This is a genomic window from Oricola thermophila (assembly GCF_013358405.1).
GTDB lineage: Bacteria > Pseudomonadota > Alphaproteobacteria > Rhizobiales > Rhizobiaceae > Oricola > Oricola thermophila.
Genome location: NZ_CP054836.1, coordinates 275,964 through 294,810, shown reverse-complemented (window position 1 = coordinate 294,810; position 18,847 = coordinate 275,964). Strand labels below are relative to the sequence as shown.

The following is an 18,847-nucleotide window of genomic DNA, read 5'->3' as shown; positions in this document are numbered from 1 at the left end:
GTGTCAGCGCGCCTTGAAGGCGCCCGGAGTTTGACCTGTCGCAATAGCCTCTACCAGATCGGCAAGCAAGGCGGTGGCCTCCGGCTTGCCCGCCTTGCGCGCGGCGGCGGCCATCGCCCCGAGGCGATCTGGATCGCTCAGCAATTCCGTCAGAAGCGTCGCTATGGCCTGCGGATCGAGCGCCGCCTGGCGCTGTACTAATGCCCCGCCGGCAGCCTCCAGGGCCGCCGCATTGGCGGCCTGATCGTGATCGAGCGCATGCGGATATGGCACCAGCACGGCAGGCCTGCCGATGGCTGCTATTTCCGAGACCGTCGAGGCCCCGGACCGCGACATGACAAGATGGGCTTTTGCGATACGATCCGGCAAATCCGAGAAGAAGGCCGCAACCTCCGCAGAAACACCGAGTTCTCTGTACCGTGCCTTGACCCGTGCCTCGTCCTCCGGCCGCGCCTGCTGGACGATTTCCAGGCGTTCGCGCAGGTCAGCGGGCATCAGCGCGACAGCCTCGGGGATCATGTCGGAAAAGAAGCGCGCTCCTTGGCTCCCCCCGAACACCACCAGCCTGACAGGGCCGGTTTTCGTCGGCTCTACATAAGGCACATGCGACACCGCGATAACGGCCGGCCTTACGGGATTGCCTGTTTCGACGATCTTTTCACGGAATGGACCGTCCGCCGCCAGGAAACCTCCTGCTATGGCGGTGACACGACTGGCGAGCATCCGGTTGGCCCGCCCCATGACCGCATTTTGCTCATGCACCAACGTGGGGAAACGACCTGCCGCCGCGAACAACGGAGGCACCGTGGGATAGCCGCCGAAACCTACCACGGCTTTCGGTCTGAGCAGGTTCAGCAGGGCCTTTGACTGCATCCAGCCCTTGATCAGGCTCCAGACCGCACCGACCAGCTTCGCAGGATTCTTTCCCGATGGCGTTGCCGACTCGATTACATGCAGCTTGTCCTCCGGAAAGCGATCAGCATAGCGCGCTGCGCGTGCATCGGTTGCCAGTGGCACCGACCAGCCCCGCGCCTTCAGTTCGTGGGCAAGCGCCTCCGCCGGGAAAAGATGGCCACCCGTCCCACCTGCCGCAATCAGTATTGTGCCTCGCCTCGCGCCCATTGCTCGGCCCTATACCGCTGGCCGGAACCGGGTGGCGGAATGGAACTGCACCCGCCCTGCCCGGCTTTCCGGCCTGCGCCTGGTCAGCGCGAGAACCATACCTGCGGTCATCGCTACGGCGATCATGGACGAGCCGCCATAGGAAACAAAGGGAAGCGTCATGCCCTTGGCCGGCATGAGCTGGAGATTGACCGCGATGTTGATCGTCGATTGCAACCCGATGAGGATGACCAGTCCGCTCACGGCAAAACGCTGGAACGGATCGCGGTCGCGCATCGCTCGCATCAACCCCCGCAACACGATGAAAGCGAACACGGCGACCAGAACGCCGCAGAGCACGATACCGAATTCCTCGGCCAGAACGGAGAATATGAAGTCGGTGTGGCTGTCCGGCAGGATGCGCTTGACCGAACCCTCCCCCGGCCCCTGTCCGAACCAGCCACCGCGAATGATCGCTTCGCGTCCGGTATCGACCTGAAATGTGTCGCCCTCACCGGTAAGAAACCGATTTATGCGCGCCGCCACATGCGGAAACGCGAAATAGGCCCCTGCCATCCCGCCCGCGGCGATACCGCCCAGCACCATGATCCACAGCCAGGACAGACCGGCGATGAAGAACATCGCGCCCCAGGTTCCCGCCAACAACACCGTCTGACCAAGATCGGGCTGTGCCACGAGCAGCGTGGCCATCGCGCCGAAGAGGATCATGGCAATAAGGCTGCCCGGAATCCCCGGCCGTCGTTCGGCTTCCGCAAAAAGCCACGCGCACAGGATGACGAAGGCCGGTTTCATGAATTCGGATGGCTGCAGGGAAAGGCCGAAGAGGCGCACCCAGCGTCGCGATCCCTTGACCTCGACGCCGAAGAACAACGCAACGATCATCAAAGCCACGGAAACGAGCAGCACGACCAGGGCGAGCCTGCGTATCTGCCGCTGGTCGAGGAAGGACACGCCAATCATCACGCCAATGGCCGGCACGAGGAACAACGCATGCCGCTCGACGAAATGAAATGTATCGAGACCGATGCGTTCCGCCACCGCCGGGCTGGCGGCGAATGACAGCACGACCCCGAAACCGATTAGAGTAATGAACGCTGCGAGGAACCAGCGGTCGATGGTCCACCACCACTCCGCCACAGCGCTACGGTCACTTCGATTGTACATTATGCGTCGTCCCCCGGTTGCGCCGTCGGCGAAGCTTCAATCCCCTTCAATGCCATCACCGCATTAACAAAGGCTTCACCACGTTTTTCGAAGTTCCGGAACTGGTCGAAGCTCGCCGCCGCCGGAGCCAGGAGCACCACCGGCTCCCCGGCATCCGAGGCCGCCGCCCCTTCGGCGGCGTGACCGACGGCTGCTTCCAGCGTACCCGAAATCTCGTAGGGCACCGTATCGCCCAGAGTCGCTGCAAACGCAGGCGCTGCCTCGCCGATCAGGTATGCTTTCTCGACGCGCCCGAACAGCGGTCGAAGCGCCTCGATGCCGCCTTCTTTCGGCAGGCCGCCGGCGATCCAGTGGATTGACGAGAAGCTCGAAAGCGACTTTGCCGCTGCATCAGCATTCGTCGCCTTTGAGTCGTTGACGAAGACCGTCCGCCCGCACCGCGCCACGATCTGCATGCGGTGGGCAAGCCCCGGGAAACTGTTTAGCCCGGTCAGGATTTCGTCCTCGCCCAACCCGAGCGCCTTGCATGCCGCTTTCGCTGCCAGCGCGTTCTGCAGATTGTGGTCGCCACGCAGCGAGGACGCGGCAGACAGGTCGAGCGTTTTTCCGGCGCCGCTTACCGAAATCGTTTCGATACGGGAACCACCGTCCTCAAGTCCGATCGCGATCCGGCGCGAATGCTCGTCGTCGATTCCGCAAATCGCATAGTCGGCGCCTTGCAGCAGCCGTGCCTTGATCGCCGCGTAGTTCTCCATCGACCCGTGACGGTCGAGATGATCGGGCGACAAGTTGAGCAACACGCCGATGCTCGGATCAAGTGAGGGAGAAAGATCGATCTGGTAGGATGAACATTCGACGACATGGTAGCGGTTCGCCGCCGGCGGCTCCAATTCCAGGACCGGCGTGCCGATGTTCCCTCCGAGTTGGACATCGCGCCCGGCCGTCCTCAGAATATGCGCGATCAGTGCCGTGGTCGTCGACTTTCCGTTTGTGCCGGTGATCGCGATAAACGGTGCCGTCGGCGCGAGCGCCCGGCGCTCGCGGCAGAAAAGCTCCACGTCACCGATGACTTCCACGCCGGCGTTGCGTGCAAGATCGACGACCCAGTGCGGTTTCGGGTGGGTCAGCGGCACGCCGGGCGCGAGCACAAGGCTGTCCGCGGAAGACCAGTCGAATTCGTGCAGATTGCCGGTCACGATACCCTCTGCCGTAGCCTTTGCCACGCTCTCGGGGTTGTCGTCCCAACAGGTGATCCTCGCTCCGCCCGCGGCAAGTGCGCGCGCCGTCGCCAATCCGGACCCGCCGAGTCCGAACAGGGCGATGCGCTTGTTCTTGGCGGTGGTAACCCGGTTCATCTGAGCTTCAGCGTGGAAAGGCCGATCAGCGCCAGGATGACCGCAATGATCCAGAAACGGATCACGATCTGGCTCTCCGTCCAGCCCTTCTTCTCGTAGTGGTGATGTATCGGCGCCATCAGGAACACGCGCCGACCGGTCATCTTGAAATAGGCGACCTGGATGATGACGGACAGCGCCTCGACGACGAACAGGCCGCCGATTATGGCCATGACGATCTCGTGCTTGGTCGCCACGGCCGTCGTGCCGATCAGCCCGCCCAGCGCCAGCGAGCCGGTATCGCCCATGAATATGGCCGCGGGCGGCGCATTGAACCAGAGGAATCCCAGCCCGGCACCGATGACCGCGCCGAGAATGACCGAGAGTTCGCCTGTGCCCGGCACGAAATGTATCTGGAGATACTCGGCAAAGATGGCATTGCCCGAGAGATAGGCGATTATGCCGAAGGAGGATGCAGCGATCATGATCGGCACGATCGCCAGCCCATCCAGCCCGTCAGTGAGATTGACCGCATTGCCGGCACCGACGATCACGAAAGCGCCAAAGGGAATGAAGAACCATCCGAGGTTGAGGAGCCAGTCCTTGAAGAAGGGAAAGGTCAGGCTTGAGGAAAAAGGCGAATTGCCGACCCGCATGATGATGTATGTCGCCATGCCGGCGATAATGAACTCTATGATGAGGCGTGCCCGGCCGGAGAACCCCTTGTCGTTTTGCTTCGTCACCTTCAGGTAGTCGTCGTACAGCCCGATCAGCCCGAAACCGAGGGTGACCAGCAGGACAACCCAGACATAGACGCTGGTCAGGTTGCCCCACAGCAGCGCCGACCCCGTGATGCCGCACAGCATCATCAGCCCGCCCATCGTCGGCGTGCCGGCTTTCTTGAAATGGGTTTGCGGCCCGTCCGCGCGGATCGGCTGGCCCTTGCCCTGGCGGATGCGAAGCGCCGAGATGATCCGCGGACCGAATAGGAAGACGATGAAGGCCGATGTGATCAGCGCGGCGCCGGTGCGGAAGGTTATGTATCGAAACAGATTGAAGAGCTGGAATTGATCGGAAAACTCCGTCAGCCAGTAGAACATGATCTCAAATCCCTCTCCGGCAGGCGCCGGTCCTGCGCAGTTTCCCGTTACCCGTCCGCACGCGGATACTTTTTCAGAAATGCCTCCACGACACGGGAGAAACCGATTCCGTTGGAAGATTTTATCACGAACACATCGCCCGCCTGCGGCGTCGACAGCAAGGAGCCGACCAGGTCGTCGGTCGCTTCCTCGTACTCGCAATAGATGTCATTGGGAACCTTGTCCGCCAACGCCTTCATCTCGGTGCCAGCGAGATAAAGCCTGTCGATCCCCGCAGCCATGACGGGACCGACGAGGCTTTCGTGCAATTCGCGGGAGTGCCTGCCGAGTTCCAGCATGTCGCCGAGCACGGCGATGCGGCGCCCGCGCCCCTCTACCGGCGTGGAGGCAAGCAGTTCCAGAGCCGCTTCCATGGATGCCGGGTTGGCGTTGTAGCTCTCGTCGATCAGAATGAATTTCCCCTTGCCGGCCTTCAGCCGATGGCGCTGCCCCCGGCCCTTTTCCGGCTTCAGCGTCGCCAGCGCGTGGCATACCGTGGTCATGTCGGCACCGACCAGCTTTGCAGCGCCGAGCACTGCCAGCACATTCTGCACCATGTGCCTGCCCGGAACGCCGATCTTCGCGGCCACCTCCTCGTCGAGCACCTTCGCGGTGATGGTCGAGCAATCGTCAAGATACTTGGCATTCTGCAGCCGCACCTTGGCCTTGTCGTGGGCGCCGAAACCGAAAATCTTCTCGACGCCGGCCGCCTTGGCGAGCCTGTTGAGCAGGTTGAATTTCGCATCGTCGCGGTTGATCAGCGCATAGCCACCAGGCTCGATGCCGGAAAAGATTTCCGCCTTCGCTTGGGCGATTTCGTTCAGATCCTTGAAATGGCCCAGATGGGCAGCGGCAATCAGCGTCACGATGGCGACGTGCGGTCGTACCAGCTTGACCAGCGGCGTGATCTCGCCGGGATGGTTCATGCCGATCTCGAAAATTCCGAACCGCGTATCGGCCGGCATGCGGGCCAATGTAAGCGGCACGCCCCAGTGATTGTTGAACGACGCGGCCGAGGCGTGCACCTTTCCCGAAGGTTCTAGGGCGTGGCGCAGCGCTTCCTTGGTCGTGGTCTTGCCTGCCGAGCCCGTGACCGCGATGATCTTCGCCTTGGAGCGCGCACGCGCGGCCGCCGCGAGGCGGCACAACGCATCAAGCACATCGGAAACCACCATCATCGGCATGTGCACGCGCCCGAGGGCGGGCAGTTTTCCTTCCGACACCACGAGCACGGAAGCGCCCGCCGCGGCGGCAGCCGTTGCGAAGTCGTGCCCGTCGAACTTGTCGCCCTTGATCGCAAAGAAGGCGTCGCCCGGCTGAAGGGTACGACTGTCGATGGAAATGCCGGTCACGGCACCGGGAAGTTCGCGCACGGGCCGCGCGCCCATGGCGTCAACCATGTCCTGGCCGGTCCACAGCGGCTCGACGGCCTTCTCGATCGCCGGCTCCCCGCTCACGCCGCCGCCTCGCCGATCGCCGCGCGGGCTTCCTCGTGGTCGGAGAAGTGAACCGTCACGCCGTTCGCGGTCTGCCCGGTTTCATGCCCCTTGCCGGCAATGATAAGCGTGTCGCCCTTCTTCAGGGATGCGATAGCCGTGCGGATCGCCTCCCGCCGGTCTCCGATCTCTGTTGCGCCGGGCGCCGCGCCCATGATCTGCGCGCGGATCGCTGCGGGATCTTCCGAACGCGGATTGTCGTCGGTGACATAGACCCTGTCGGCAAGGCGGCTGGCGATCTCGCCCATGATCGGGCGCTTGCCCGGGTCGCGGTCGCCGCCGGCTCCGAACACCACAACAACATCACCAGTGGTGAACGGCCTGACCGAAAGGAGAACCTGTTCGAGCGCCTCGGGCTTGTGCGCATAGTCGACATAGACCAGCGCCCCGCCGGGCGTGTGCGCCACGAGGTCGAGCCGCCCGGGCGCGCCTTCCAGCCCTTCGAGGGCCTGGATGGCGGTATCGGGTTCAACCCCTGTCGAAATGGCAAGAGCTGCCGAAACCAGCGCGTTGGCCACCTGGAAATCGCCCGCGAGCGGCAGCTTGACGAGATAGGTCTTGCCGCCGTGCGAAAGCTCGATCTCCTGGCGATAGCGCTCGTGCTCGACCCGCTTCAACGTGATGAAGGTTCCCTTCCGGCCGACCGTCAGCACATCGAGTCCCGCCCTTGCCGCGGCTTCCTCGGCCTGCCGCGAATAGGCATCATCGGCGAATATTACCGCGGGCTGCCCCTTCTCCAGCAGGCTGTCGAAAAGCCGCAGCTTGGCGGCGAGGTAGTCCTCCACCGTCGGGTGGTAGTCCATGTGATCGCGTCCGAGATTGGTGAATGCCCCGGCGGCCAGCTTCACCCCGTCCAGACGGCGCTGGTCGAGTCCGTGACTGGAGGCTTCCATGGCCACATGCGTCGTGCCGGCCCTGGCGAGATCGCGCAGCACCTTGTGCAGGCGCACCGGGTCCGGCGTCGTCAGCGATCCCTCGATGGTGAGTTTCGGCGAAATGACCCCGGTCGTGCCGACGCTTGCCGCCTCCAGCCCGGCCGCCGCGTAGATCTGGCGGGTGAATGATGCGACCGATGTCTTGCCGGCCGTGCCGGTCACGGCAACGACCGTGTCCGGTTGCGGCACGTACAGTTTCGAGGCGATCAGCGCGAGCGCGTGGCGCGGATCGGCGACACGGGCGACCGGTACCGGCAACGAGCCTACATCTGCGTCCGCGGCACACAAGACGGCGACCGCCCCGGCATCGGCGGCGGCCTTGGCGAAGGACGCCCCGTCCGCCTTGCTTCCCGACAGAGCGACGAAAAGGTCGCCCGGCTCGACCTTCCTCGAATCGGCGGTAACGCCGCCAAACTCCACCGCGCCTACCTGTTTCGCGGCCTCCGCCAATGATTGTCCGTCGATGTCCTGCAAGCGCATTTCGGGTCCGGTGTCCGTGATTCCTGTTCCTGTGCCTGTTTAACCGTCAATACGACACGAGCAAGGCATCTTCGCCGGAACCGAATTCCGGGGTCAGGCCGAGCAGCGGCGCGGCGCGACGGATGATGCGGTTGACCATCGGAGCAGCATTCAATCCCGCTGTCGCGCTATGCTGACCTTCTTCCGGCTTCGGTTCGTCGATAATGGTGAGAACGACATATTCCGGATCGTCCATCGGGAACGCGGCCAGGAAGGCGTTGAACCGCTTGTCGCTGGAATAGCGTCCGTTCACAACCTTTTCCGCCGTACCGGTCTTGCCGCCGACATTGTAGCCCTCGACATCCGCACGCCTGCCAGACCCCTTCTCCGCATTGAGCCGGAACAGGTAGCGCATCGCCTCGCTGGTCGATGGCTTGAGCACGGTCTTGGCAATCGCTTCTGCTTCGGATTTGGAGCGCGGAAGAAGCGTCGGCGGGATCAGCTTGCCGCCATTCATTAGCGCCGCCGCCGCCACCGCCGTCTGCAGCGGCGTGGTCGCGACGCCATGGCCGAAGGAGATCGTGATCGAATGGAGCTTTTTCCACTCCCGGGGTTCCGTCGGCGTCGCCACTTCCGGCAGTTCGAATTTCATCCGGTCGAGCAGTCCGAGCCGATGCAGGAATTCCCGATGGCCGTCGATGCCGACCGCATCGGCCTCGCGCGCCGAACCGATGTTCGATGAGTAGATGAAGATTTCCGGCACCGACAGCACGCGGCGCTTGCCGTGGAAGTCATCGATCGTGAACCCGCCGATCCGGATCGGCTTCGAGGCATCGAAACTGTCCTGCAGCGTCACCTTGCCGCTGTCGAGCGCCATCGCGGTCGTGAATGCTTTGAATGTCGACCCCATTTCGAACACGCCTGCCGACATGCGGTTCAGCCGGTCCTTGTCGAGCGCATTGTACGGGTTGTTCGGGTCGTAGTCCGGCAGGGAAACCATCGCGACGATCTCGCCGGTCTTCGCGTTGAGCACGACACCGCCGGCCGCGATCGCGTCATAGCGCTCCATGCCATCGCTGAGGACGTCATGGACGACATGCTGCACCCGGGCATCGATCGAGAGCTGCACGGGCTCGAGTTCAGCATGAACGTCGAGACCGAGGTCCTGCAATGTACCGAGCCCCTGGTCGTCGATGTATTTCTCCAGGCCGGCGATCCCGGCATTGTCGATATTGACGAGGCCGAGGATGTGCGATGCGAGCGGACCGCCCGGGTAGAACCGGCTCTTTTCCGTCCGGAAACCGATCCCCGGTATGCCGAGCGCCAGCACGTCCGCTTGCTGGCGCGGGGTCAGTTCGCGACGCAGCCATACGAACCCCGCGCCGGAGGACAGCTTGCGATGCCATTCCCTGTAATCCACATCGGGCAGCACCGAGGACAATGCCTCCACAGCCTCGTCCACATCGACGATCCGCCTCGGTTCGCCGTACAGCGAGGCGACATGGATGTCGGTTGCCAGCACATTGCCGTTGCGGTCGATGATATCGGGCCTGGAGGCGAGGCTGCGGTCGGACGCCGCATAGTGGCTCGCGGTCTCGACTTCGGTCATGCCGTATTGCACGAGCCGGGCCCCGATTGCCGCATACACGGCGACGAAGCAGAGAATCGCGATGACGGTGCGCGACCTTACCTGCGCCGCGACGTTGGATACGGTGAAGTGCGAATTGCCCATCGTCAGGGCCATGTCAGTTGCCCTCCACGCTGCCGGTCATCATGGGATCGGCCATCTCGCCCGCGATGATTTCGGCTATTCCGTCGCCGGAAGGCACGGCCGGCGGAGCCGGCAGCTCGACCGGGCGAACGATCTGCTGCGGTTCCGTGGGACGCAGCTGAAGCTCTTCCGCGTAGAGATCGGAGAGTTTCTGCAATCGCGCCGGCTGGCTCAGATAGGCCCAGTCGGCTTCCAGCAGATCGATCGTGTCCTTCTCGAACGCGATGCGGCTCTCGAGATTGCGTATCTCGGCAAGATTGCGCTCGGCCTCGTGCTTGACGCTGTAGGTCCAGGTCGCGGCTGCGAGCATGAGGACTACGAGGATGGCGTTGACGATGCGCATCATTGCTGGCGTCTCCCGAATACGGCCTTCGGCCACGGCAGGTCGGGCAGGCCGAACAGATCCATCTCGGACGCGCGCGCGGGTACATTCGTACGAATGCCGGCGCGCAGCTTCGCGGACCTTGCGCGCGGATTGCGCTCCGCCTCCGCGGTCGACGCCTTGACCATGGCCTTGCCTTCGATGCGGAAAGTGGCCGGCTTTTCGCTCACCTCGGGCATGTGACGCGAGCCGCCTGAGCCCCCGGTCCTGTCCTGGAAAAAGCGCTTGACGATACGGTCTTCAAGCGAGTGGAACGTCACGACGACCAGCCGTCCGCCCGGTTTCAGCATCGCTTCTGCTGCGAACAGCGCCCGGCCGAGTTCGCCGAGCTCGTCATTGACGAAGATGCGCAAGCCCTGAAAGGTCCGCGTCGCGGGATGGATCTTGTCCTTCGGGCCACGCCCGACCGCCTTTTCCACGATCCGGGCGAGATGTCCGGTCGTCTCGATCCGGCCTGCCTTCCGCTCGTTCTCGATGGCGCGCGCAACGCGGCCCGCGTTGCGCTCCTCGCCAAGAATGCCGATGATCCTCGTCAGGTCGGAAACGGGAAAGGAGTTGACCACGTCGGCGGCGGACAGCCCCGACTTGGCCATGCGCATGTCAAGCGGACCGTCCTTCTGGAACGAGAATCCGCGCTCGGGCTGGTCTATCTGCATCGAGGAAACGCCGATGTCGAGGACGACACCGTCGACGCTTGCCGCCTGGAAATGCTCGCCCATTGCCGAGAACGGGGCTTCGATCAGGTCGAGCCGGCCGCCATAGCGGGCAAGCATCGGCGCCGCGTCCCGTATCGCATCCGGATCGCGGTCGAAGCCCGTCACACGCGCGCCATTCTCCAGCAGCGCCCGGCTGTAACCGCCCGCGCCGAAAGTGCCGTCGACAACATGATCGTCCGGACCGGCCGCAAGGGCGGTGACGACCTCGTCCAGCATTACCGGGATATGACGCGTTTCACCGTTCACGCCGACGCCTCGCGAGCCGCGCGCAGGCGGGCACGCACCTCCTCGCGATATGCCCTGAACCGTTCCGGCTGCCACATCTGGAAGAAGTGACCCCGGCCGACGAAGGCGACCTCGTCCGTTATGCCGGTATGTTCGCGGATAAAGTCCGTCACCGTGATGCGACCATCCTTGTCCAGTTTCAGGAAGGCGCCATCCCCGTGACAGAAGAAGGACATGTCGTCGGATGAGCGCAGGAACGGATCGTCCTGCGCCAGTCGCGCCTCGTAGCGCTCCAGGAGATCCATGCCTCCCGCGTCGATCGCGGCCGTGTCGATTGCCTGCAGGGCATAGAGCTCGCCGAGGCCCCTTTTCTGCAACACGGCACGAAACAGGGCCGGCACGGAGACCCGTCCCTTGGCATCGATCCTGTTCACCGCATTCGACAGAAACCGGTCCACACCCAACACTCGCCGTTCCCGTCCCCCTGAAGGCCTGTAGCGAAGCCATCGTCGAAGACTTTCCGATCACCGTGCCGCACAGGGCGGCTTTGCCTCGCGCCGCCCGTCGAGCAGCGCCGTATAGAGCGCAAACGGCGCGTCACAGGACGCGCCGCACTCTCCCGCCCGTCCCCAGCGAGCACCGTGCAAACTCTGATGAAAGAGGACAGTCCGCCTGCCGCTCCTATTCGCATTATGGGATATCATGGGACACCATGGGAATCAATGGGAACAACTTGCACAATCCGTCATGTCGACCCTGCGCGAATGCCGGCACATTCCCGTATTTATGAGGTGTTAACCTTAAGGAAGCGTTGAATTGCCGCGCCAGGCCCGCGCGTTCCGGGTCCGGCCCGGCGATCCGCCATGTCGGAAAAAAGATTACCAGCCGGCCTGTAAGCCGGGTTCTGTACGGCGTTGCCGCCGTGGCGGCCATTCATCTGGGACGGGCATTGCTGCCCGCCTCTAGCAACCTACCCGGACGGCATTCCGGAAACTGAACCGGGCCGAAGCCCTGTGCCGTCCCTATTCGGTCTTGCTCCCGGTGGGGTTTGCCATGCCATGTCTGTTGCCAGCCATGCGGTGGGCTCTTACCCCACCCTTTCACCCTTGCCCCGCCTGTGTTTGCGCCCGTTTACGGCGAAAAAGGCAGGCGGGGCGGTTTGCTTTCTGTGGCACTTTCCCTGGGGTCGCCCCCGCCGGACGTTATCCGGCACCGTGTCTCCGTGGAGCCCGGACTTTCCTCGCCCGCCGCCTTTCGGCATGTGACAGGCGCGGCCGCCCGGCCGGCTGGTGGATGTGCATGTAGTCGGTCGGGCGTCTCGATGCAAACAATATGGTGTTGTGCGGACTAGGCGACCTTGCTCCGCTTTGCCGATCCGTATTTCGCCGCCACTTCGGCGACGCTGGCCGGCGCCTTGTAGTGATAGCCTTGGAACAGGCGGCAGCCCGCAACCGCAGCGCGTGTACCGTCGATTTCCGATTCGATGCCTTCTGCCACGACGCTCCGGTCGAGATGATCCGCGATCTGGACGACAGCGCTGACGAAGACGTCCGTAACGCGATCGAACCCGATGTTCTGAATGAATGACTTGTCGATCTTGATGATGTCGAACGGCAACCGCCGCAACTGGTCGAATTCGCTGAAGCCCAGGCCGAAGTCGTCGAGCGCGATCCGGAACCCGGCAGCACGCAGGTCCGCGATACGCTGCACGAACCTGTCGGTGGCCTCGATCTGCGAACTTTCCGTGATCTCGATCACGATCCGCTCCGGGTCAACGCGTTGCGCCTCGAGTACGGAGAGGTAGTCGTCCTTGAACTCGGCCAGCCGCAACTGCCTTGCCGAGACGTTGACATTGATTGCCACCTCCGGCAACTCCGCCATGTCGCGGCAGACCTGCTCGAGCACGTAGAGTCCCAGTTCGTGTATCAGACTGGACTTTTCGGCGATCGGTATGAAATCCGCCGGACTGATGATGCCGCGCACCGGATGTTCCCAGCGCACAAGCGCCTCCAGCGAGTGCAGCTTGCCGCCCTCGGTGACGATCGGCTGGTAGGCGACCGCCAGTTGCTTGAGCAGGATGGCCGCGCGCAACTCGCGTTCGATGAAGCGTTCCCGGCGCATGTCTCCGAGAATGTCCTTGCGGAAGAACGACCATCCGGACCGGCCGTTGCGCTTCGTCTGGTAGAGCGCCATGTCGGCATAGGACTGCAGGACCCGCAGGTTGGTGTCGTCGCGCGGCGCCATGGCCACGCCAATGGATGCAGACAACGGCTGGCGACGATTGTTGAGTTGAATGCCTTCGTGCAGCACGGCGAGAAATGCCTCGCAGGCCTGTTCGATATAGCCTTCGGATATTTCCTCTTCGTGGGCCAGGAACACCGCGAACTCGTCCCCGCCGATGCGGCCGACGGTCGCGTTATGGAATGTCCGGGCAGCCGATTGAGCGAAGAACTCCAGCACCGCGTCGCCGGCCGGGTGGCCGAAGCTGTCATTGATCTGCTTGAAATGGTCCACATCGATGAGGATCAGCGCGACGGAGCCGTGCTCGGAGTGCCTTTCCAGCGCATCCTCGAAAGCCTGAAGGAAGAAGCCGCGGGACAGCACGCCGGTAAGCGGATCGATGCGGTTCAGGCGGCTGGTGTCCGAATGGCTGCCGTAAAGCGTGTTCAGCTTGTTCGTCATCGAACGGCGGATTTCGTAGCCGGTGATGACGGAGGCGACGGTCATCGCCAGTGCGAACGATGATGTCAGCTCGGGCCACGGCCACGCCCCAATCGCCCCGGAGGTGATCGCGGCGAAGAACAGGAAGACGAGTGCGGGGATCAGGGTAAGCGCGGCGAGAAGACGACGCTCCTTGCGGAAGGTCTCCAGGTAACCGGGAACTTTCTCGAAACCATGCGGTCGGGATATCTGACGATATGCGAACACCGGGAAACTCTCGTGGTTATGTGGTGGGAGGGGGGTGCTGGATATCGACACCGATCATGGCATCGAGAGCCAAAAGGTGCACGGGCCGGCAACGTCATGTCATCCGGTGTTCATGCGCCGGCAATCTTGCAGGGAATGACGAAAACTTCCTTAAATCGCGCGCAAGAAATCCGCGTTTACGGCACTTTTCGCACGATCGCCGTGAACCGGCACGCCTGAATATGCCATCCGGGGAGCGGCTCACTCCTCGTCGAGGTTTTCCTCGGCTTCGGTCACCGGTATCGCATAGGCGCCGGACAGCCACCGGTTGAGATCGATGTCCTTGCAGCGCTGGCAGCAGAACGGAAAGAACTCGCGCTTGCTCTCCTTGCCGCATTCCGGGCACTTGAGCTTCGGCCTAAGCGGTTCCACTTTCGCACCCATCGCCGGCTCAAACGCCCCGCAGCCAGTTGAAATGGACCTTGAATCCCTCGCCGGTCAACAGCGAGACGGTCTCGTAGAGAGGCAGCCCGACGACATTGGAATAGGATCCGACAAGCCGCACCACGAAGGTGCCGGCCAGTCCCTGGATGGCATACCCCCCGGCCTTGCCCCGCCATTCACCCGAGGCGAGATAGCTTTCCATCTCCTCCGTCGTGATCCGCTTGAAACGCACCCTCGTCTCGCAGATCTTCTGGCGCACCTTGCCCTTCGGCGTGATCAGGCAGACGCCGGAAAACACCTTGTGGTTGCGCCCCGACAGCATGCGCAGGCACTGCGATGCCTCGTCGAGCAGCTCGGCTTTCGGCATGATCTGCCGCCCCACGGCAACAACCGTGTCGGCAGCAAGCACATAGGTGTCGTCGGTATCGCCCTGCTCGCGCAGATCCGCCCAGGATTTCTCGGCCTTCTCGCGGCTCAGCCGCCGCGCCAGGGAGCGCGGATGTTCCGATTTGTGCGGAGTCTCGTCGATATTGGCGGGCATCAGCCTGTCCGGCTCGATTCCGGCCTGTGCCAGCAGTTCCACGCGCCTCGGCGATCCGGATGCCAGCACAAGTTTCTGAAGCGCGCTCATGAAGAGACCCTGTTCGACGCATTCGCGGTCTGTCGGCCGCGAGCGCCCCGCCCTCGAAGGGGACTATTTGAATCGGTAGGTGATGCGGCCCTTGGTCAGGTCGTAGGGCGTCATCTCGACAAGCACCTTGTCGCCCGCCAGCACGCGGATGCGGTTCTTGCGCATCTTGCCGGCAGTATGGGCTATGATTTCGTGATCGTTTTCAAGCTTCACCCGGAAGGTGGCATTCGGCAGCAATTCCGTCACCACGCCGGGAAACTCAAGTACTTCTTCTTTCGCCATCCGGTCTCTTTTCTGTCCAATGCAAAAAGGCTGCCTGACAGTTGCAGCCTGTTGTTCGGCCATCTCTTAACCTGTCGGACCGAAACCGACAATAGTGTAATCGGATTTGAACCCCGCGGATCCGCCCCTAGCCGCGCCAGTGCAGCACGCAAACCAGCGTGAACAGCCGCCGCGCCGTGTCGAAATCCATCGCCAGCTTGCCTTCGAGACGTTCCATGAGTGTCCGCGAGCCGTCATTGTGAACGCCGCGCCGCGCCATGTCGATCGTCTCGATCTGCCCCGGCGTCGACATCTTGATCGCCTCGTAATAGCTGTCGCAGATCATGTAGTAGTCCTTGATGATCCGCCTGAAGGGGCCGAGGGCGAGAATGTGCGTGGCGACCTTTTCGCCATCCTCGCGCGTCACGTCGAAGACCAGTCGGCCTTCCACGATCGAAAGCGTCAGCTTGTAGGGACCGCCCTTCCCGTCGCCGACCACCTTGAACCTGTTTTCCTCCAGCAGGTCGAAGATCGCGACGGCGCGCTCGTGCTCGACATCGGGCGTGGACCGGCCGATCGTCTCGTCGAGAACGACGTCGACCAGTCGCGCATCGGGTCCGAATGTCTCCTCGCTTGCCATCTCCGGTCCCCAACCTCAGAGATTGAGCCGGATGGAAACCGATTTGGCATGCGCATCGAGCCCTTCCGCTTCCGCTATGGCGATCGCAGCCGGCCCCAGGGCGCGCAACTGCTCCGGCCCCAGTTGCAGAAGCGAGGTCCTCTTGACGAAATCCAGCACCGACAATCCCGATGAAAACCGCGCCGAGCGCGCCGTCGGCAGGACATGGTTGGACCCGCCGACATAGTCGCCGATCACTTCCGGCGTGTAACGGCCGATGAAGATCGCACCCGCGTTGCGAATCCGCTTCGATAGCGCCTCCGCGTTTTCGCAGGCCAGCTCAAGGTGTTCGGCGGCGATCCGGTTGGCAATGGAAACGGCGAGCTCGCCGTCGATTGCCGGCACCTCGATGATCGCGCCGTAGTCGCGCCAGCTCGCCGACGCGGTCTCGGCGCGCGGCAGCGTCTTCAGCTGCGTGTCGACCGCCTCGGCCACGCGCTGCCCGAAGGCCGCGTCGTCGGTGATCAGGATCGATTGCGCCGCGGTATCGTGCTCCGCCTGCGCCAGCAGGTCGGCGGCAATCCAGTCGGGATCGTTCTTGCCGTCGGCCATCACCAGCACTTCCGAAGGACCGGCAATCATGTCGATGCCGACGGTGCCGAACACCTGCCGCTTCGCGGCCGCCACATAGGCATTGCCCGGCCCGACGATCTTGGCAACCGGCCGTATCGTCTGCGTCCCATAGGCCAGCGCGGCGATCGCCTGCGCCCCGCCGATCCGGTAGACTTCCGTCACGCCGGCCAGCCGCGCCGCCACCAGCACGAGCGGATTGAGAACGCCTTCCTGGGCCGGCACCACCATGACGATGCGCTCCACCCCGGCAACGATCGCCGGCAACGCGTTCATCAGCACCGAGCTGGGATAGGAGGCGAGCCCGCCGGGCACGTAGAGGCCGACGGCCTCCACGGCCGTCCAGCGCGATCCCAGCGTGACGCCCGCGGCATCGGTATAGAGGTCGTCCGCCGGCATCTGGCGCTCGTGGTGGGAACGAATGCGGTCGCGCGCCAGCCTGAGCGCCTCGACGATGGATGGGTCGGCGGCCTCGAACGCGCGCTCGATCTCGTCGGCAGACACCCGCATCGGCGTTTGAGAGAGATCCAGCCGGTCGAATCTCTTCGTGTACTCGGCAACGGCAGCATCACCGCGTCCGCGCACATCCGCCAGGATTGCGCGTACGGTCGCATCGACATCGGCGGACACCTCGCGCTTGGTACCGAGAAATGCGCTGAAGCGGGCCTCGAATTCGTCGGCACTGGCGTTCAGGAATTGCGGCAATGTCGTGTCTCCGCCCGGATCAGTTGACGGGATGGCGCGGCTTGAAGCGCGTTTCCCAGGCTCCGCCCAGGTCTTCCAGTTGCGCTTCGATGCATTCCACGTCCAGGTGAATAAGCGGCCCGTCGGCGAATACCAGTTCGATCGTGCCCGCCGGCGCATCGGTTTCGGCAAATCGTATGGCAAGCAACGAGAGAACCTGGCCGTCGCCGTCGCGGCGAATGCCCGTGCTGCGGACCTTCATCACACGCGCGAAAGAAAGGACAGCCTGCCGCCGCTCGAACCCCTTGCGGGAACGTCGCGCACCTTCCGCCGCATCCCAGGCGAAGCGGTTAATCACCATTGTGAAACGCTTCTCGCGCGGCCTGTAGTCTGCAGCTTCCGGCTTGGTCACGGCATCCTGGACCTGCGCCGAGATCACGGCGAGGTCATCCGCATCAAGCGCCATCAGTTTGAGCCGATCCATCGTCCCCGATACCTAGTTAGCCGCGGGCGAACACTCGCCTGCCCGCTGCTGTGCTGATACGGCTTTCCATGCTGCGACGCAACCGGACCGCGGCTGCCGAATGCCCTATACGGGCTCTCAGTCCGAATATCGTCCGATCTCCGCGCCACAGGCTTGCAGTTTCGCTTCGAGCCGCTCGAAGCCGCGGTCGAGGTGGTAGACACGGTTGACGGTCGTCTCCCCCTCGGCCGCAAGGCCGGCGATCACCAGTGACACCGATGCACGAAGGTCGGTTGCCATGACAGGCGCGCCCTTCAGTTTGGGTACGCCGCGAACGGTGGCGGTCTGGCCGGACAGCGAGATATCCGCGCCAAGGCGCGCCAGTTCCTGCACATGCATGAAACGGTTTTCGAAGATCGTTTCGGTGATCTGCGAGGTGCCGTTCGCCATGGTCATCAGACCCATGAGCTGTGCCTGCAGGTCCGTCGGGAAACCGGGATAGGGGGCAGTTCGCACATCCACCGGCATCAGGCCGTTTCCGTTGCGATAGACGCGGATGCCGTCATCGACTTCGGTGATGTCGATACCCGCTTCACGCAAGACGTCAAGGGCGCTTTCCAGCAGGTCCGCCCGCGCGCCCTTCAGCAGCACGTCGCCGCCGGTCATGCCGACCGCCATGGCATATGTGCCTGTCTCGATGCGGTCCGGGATTACGCGATGGCGCGCACCGGAAAGGGAGGTAACGCCGGCAATGCGGATTTCGTCGGTTCCCGCGCCCTCAATCTTGGCGCCCATCGCGTTGAGGCACTCGGCAAGATTGACGACTTCCGGTTCGCGTGCCGTGTTTTCCAGGATCGTGTCGCCCTTCGCCAGGACGGCGGCCATCAGCGCGACATGCGTCGCGCCTACCGAGACCTTGGGAAACCTGTAGTGCGCGCCGACCAGTCCGTTCTTGGCCGTGGCATGTACATATCCGTTCTCGATCTCGATCTCGGCACCGAGCGCTTCCAGGGAACTGATGAACAGGTCGACGGGCCGCGTGCCGATGGCGCATCCTCCCGGCAGCGACACCCGCGCCTCGCCCATGCGGGCAAGCAGCGGTCCGATCACCCAGAAGCTGGCCCGCATCTTCGAAACGAGTTCGTAGGGAGCGGTGATGTCTACGATGTTGCGCGCGGTGAAATGCACCGTGCGCGCGTAGTTCGAGTCCTCCGATTGCCGCCGGCCGGTCACAGAGTAGTCGACGCCATGGTTGGACAGGATACGGATGAGGGATTCCACGTCGGCCAGATGCGGCACGTTCTCCAGCGTCAGCGTATCATCGGTGAGCAGGCTGGCGATCATCAGCGGCAGGCTGGCATTTTTCGCGCCGGAGATCGGAATGATGCCGTTGAGCGCGTTGCCGCCCTTGATCTTGATCTGGTCCATATATGCTGTTCCCAACCCCTCGGGCGGCCCGAGACCG

The 18,847-nt window shown here is 63.3% G+C and carries 18 protein-coding genes and 1 other RNA gene; all 19 read right to left on the bottom strand.

Annotation, left to right across the window (positions count from 1 at the left end; genetic code table 11):
* Positions 1–3: 3 nt before the first annotated feature.
* Positions 4–1,122: an undecaprenyldiphospho-muramoylpentapeptide beta-N-acetylglucosaminyltransferase gene (gene murG, locus HTY61_RS01335; protein WP_175275099.1), complete on the bottom strand. Its 1,119-nt coding sequence runs from the start codon at positions 1,120–1,122 to the stop codon at positions 4–6.
* A gap of 9 nt (positions 1,123–1,131) precedes the next feature.
* On the bottom strand, positions 1,132–2,286 hold the full coding sequence (ftsW, locus tag HTY61_RS01330) for a putative lipid II flippase FtsW (RefSeq protein WP_175275098.1): 1,155 nt from the start codon (positions 2,284–2,286) through the stop codon (positions 1,132–1,134).
* The gene (gene murD / locus HTY61_RS01325) at positions 2,286–3,641 is read right to left on the bottom strand and encodes a UDP-N-acetylmuramoyl-L-alanine--D-glutamate ligase (protein WP_175275097.1); all 1,356 of its coding nucleotides are present in this window, start codon (positions 3,639–3,641) and stop codon (positions 2,286–2,288) included. Before murD ends, ftsW begins: the two co-directional genes overlap by 1 nt.
* Complete coding sequence (mraY, locus tag HTY61_RS01320) at positions 3,638–4,720, bottom strand: phospho-N-acetylmuramoyl-pentapeptide-transferase (RefSeq protein WP_175275096.1); 1,083 nt, start codon at positions 4,718–4,720, stop codon at positions 3,638–3,640. Before mraY ends, murD begins: the two co-directional genes overlap by 4 nt.
* A gap of 47 nt (positions 4,721–4,767) precedes the next feature.
* The gene (locus HTY61_RS01315; protein ID WP_175278365.1) at positions 4,768–6,159 is read right to left on the bottom strand and encodes a UDP-N-acetylmuramoylalanyl-D-glutamyl-2,6-diaminopimelate--D-alanyl-D-alanine ligase; all 1,392 of its coding nucleotides are present in this window, start codon (positions 6,157–6,159) and stop codon (positions 4,768–4,770) included.
* 53 nt (positions 6,160–6,212) lie between these two features.
* On the bottom strand, positions 6,213–7,670 hold the full coding sequence (locus HTY61_RS01310; protein ID WP_175275095.1) for a UDP-N-acetylmuramoyl-L-alanyl-D-glutamate--2,6-diaminopimelate ligase: 1,458 nt from the start codon (positions 7,668–7,670) through the stop codon (positions 6,213–6,215).
* A gap of 46 nt (positions 7,671–7,716) precedes the next feature.
* Entirely contained in the window at positions 7,717–9,393 is a 1,677-nt protein-coding gene (locus tag HTY61_RS01305; protein ID WP_175275094.1) for a peptidoglycan D,D-transpeptidase FtsI family protein, read from the bottom strand.
* Between the two features lies 1 nt (position 9,394).
* The gene (gene ftsL, locus HTY61_RS01300) at positions 9,395–9,766 is read right to left on the bottom strand and encodes a cell division protein FtsL (RefSeq protein ID WP_175275093.1); all 372 of its coding nucleotides are present in this window, start codon (positions 9,764–9,766) and stop codon (positions 9,395–9,397) included.
* Positions 9,763–10,764, bottom strand: a complete 1,002-nt coding sequence (gene rsmH, locus HTY61_RS01295) for a 16S rRNA (cytosine(1402)-N(4))-methyltransferase RsmH (protein ID WP_343045203.1) — start codon at positions 10,762–10,764, stop codon at positions 9,763–9,765. Before rsmH ends, ftsL begins: the two co-directional genes overlap by 4 nt.
* Positions 10,761–11,201, bottom strand: coding sequence for a division/cell wall cluster transcriptional repressor MraZ (gene mraZ / locus HTY61_RS19420; RefSeq protein WP_246272986.1), 441 nt, complete (start codon positions 11,199–11,201; stop codon positions 10,761–10,763). Before mraZ ends, rsmH begins: the two co-directional genes overlap by 4 nt.
* 419 nt (positions 11,202–11,620) lie before the next feature.
* An RNA gene (rnpB, locus tag HTY61_RS01290) (RNase P RNA component class A) lies at positions 11,621–12,033 on the bottom strand.
* Positions 12,034–12,090: 57 nt separating this feature from the next.
* Positions 12,091–13,671: a putative bifunctional diguanylate cyclase/phosphodiesterase gene (locus HTY61_RS01285; protein ID WP_175275091.1), complete on the bottom strand. Its 1,581-nt coding sequence runs from the start codon at positions 13,669–13,671 to the stop codon at positions 12,091–12,093.
* 240 nt (positions 13,672–13,911) lie between these two features.
* Positions 13,912–14,094: a DNA gyrase inhibitor YacG gene (gene yacG, locus HTY61_RS01280; RefSeq protein WP_175275090.1), complete on the bottom strand. Its 183-nt coding sequence runs from the start codon at positions 14,092–14,094 to the stop codon at positions 13,912–13,914.
* A 7-nt stretch (positions 14,095–14,101) separates the two neighbouring features.
* Positions 14,102–14,725 carry a Maf-like protein gene (locus tag HTY61_RS01275; protein ID WP_175275089.1) on the bottom strand — a complete coding sequence of 208 codons (624 nt, stop codon included), beginning with the start codon at positions 14,723–14,725 and terminating at the stop codon, positions 14,102–14,104.
* 63 nt (positions 14,726–14,788) lie between these two features.
* The gene (infA, locus tag HTY61_RS01270) at positions 14,789–15,007 is read right to left on the bottom strand and encodes a translation initiation factor IF-1 (protein ID WP_175275088.1); all 219 of its coding nucleotides are present in this window, start codon (positions 15,005–15,007) and stop codon (positions 14,789–14,791) included.
* A 127-nt stretch (positions 15,008–15,134) separates the two neighbouring features.
* Positions 15,135–15,626 (bottom strand): UPF0262 family protein, encoded by a 492-nt coding sequence (locus HTY61_RS01265; protein WP_175275087.1) that lies wholly within the window; start codon positions 15,624–15,626, stop codon positions 15,135–15,137.
* A 15-nt stretch (positions 15,627–15,641) separates the two neighbouring features.
* The gene (hisD, locus tag HTY61_RS01260; protein WP_246272889.1) at positions 15,642–16,940 is read right to left on the bottom strand and encodes a histidinol dehydrogenase; all 1,299 of its coding nucleotides are present in this window, start codon (positions 16,938–16,940) and stop codon (positions 15,642–15,644) included.
* Between the two features lie 19 nt (positions 16,941–16,959).
* The gene (locus HTY61_RS19415; RefSeq protein WP_246272888.1) at positions 16,960–17,403 is read right to left on the bottom strand and encodes a DUF2948 family protein; all 444 of its coding nucleotides are present in this window, start codon (positions 17,401–17,403) and stop codon (positions 16,960–16,962) included.
* 117 nt (positions 17,404–17,520) lie between these two features.
* On the bottom strand, positions 17,521–18,810 hold the full coding sequence (gene murA / locus HTY61_RS01255) for a UDP-N-acetylglucosamine 1-carboxyvinyltransferase (RefSeq protein WP_175275085.1): 1,290 nt from the start codon (positions 18,808–18,810) through the stop codon (positions 17,521–17,523).
* Positions 18,811–18,847 lie beyond the last annotated feature (37 nt).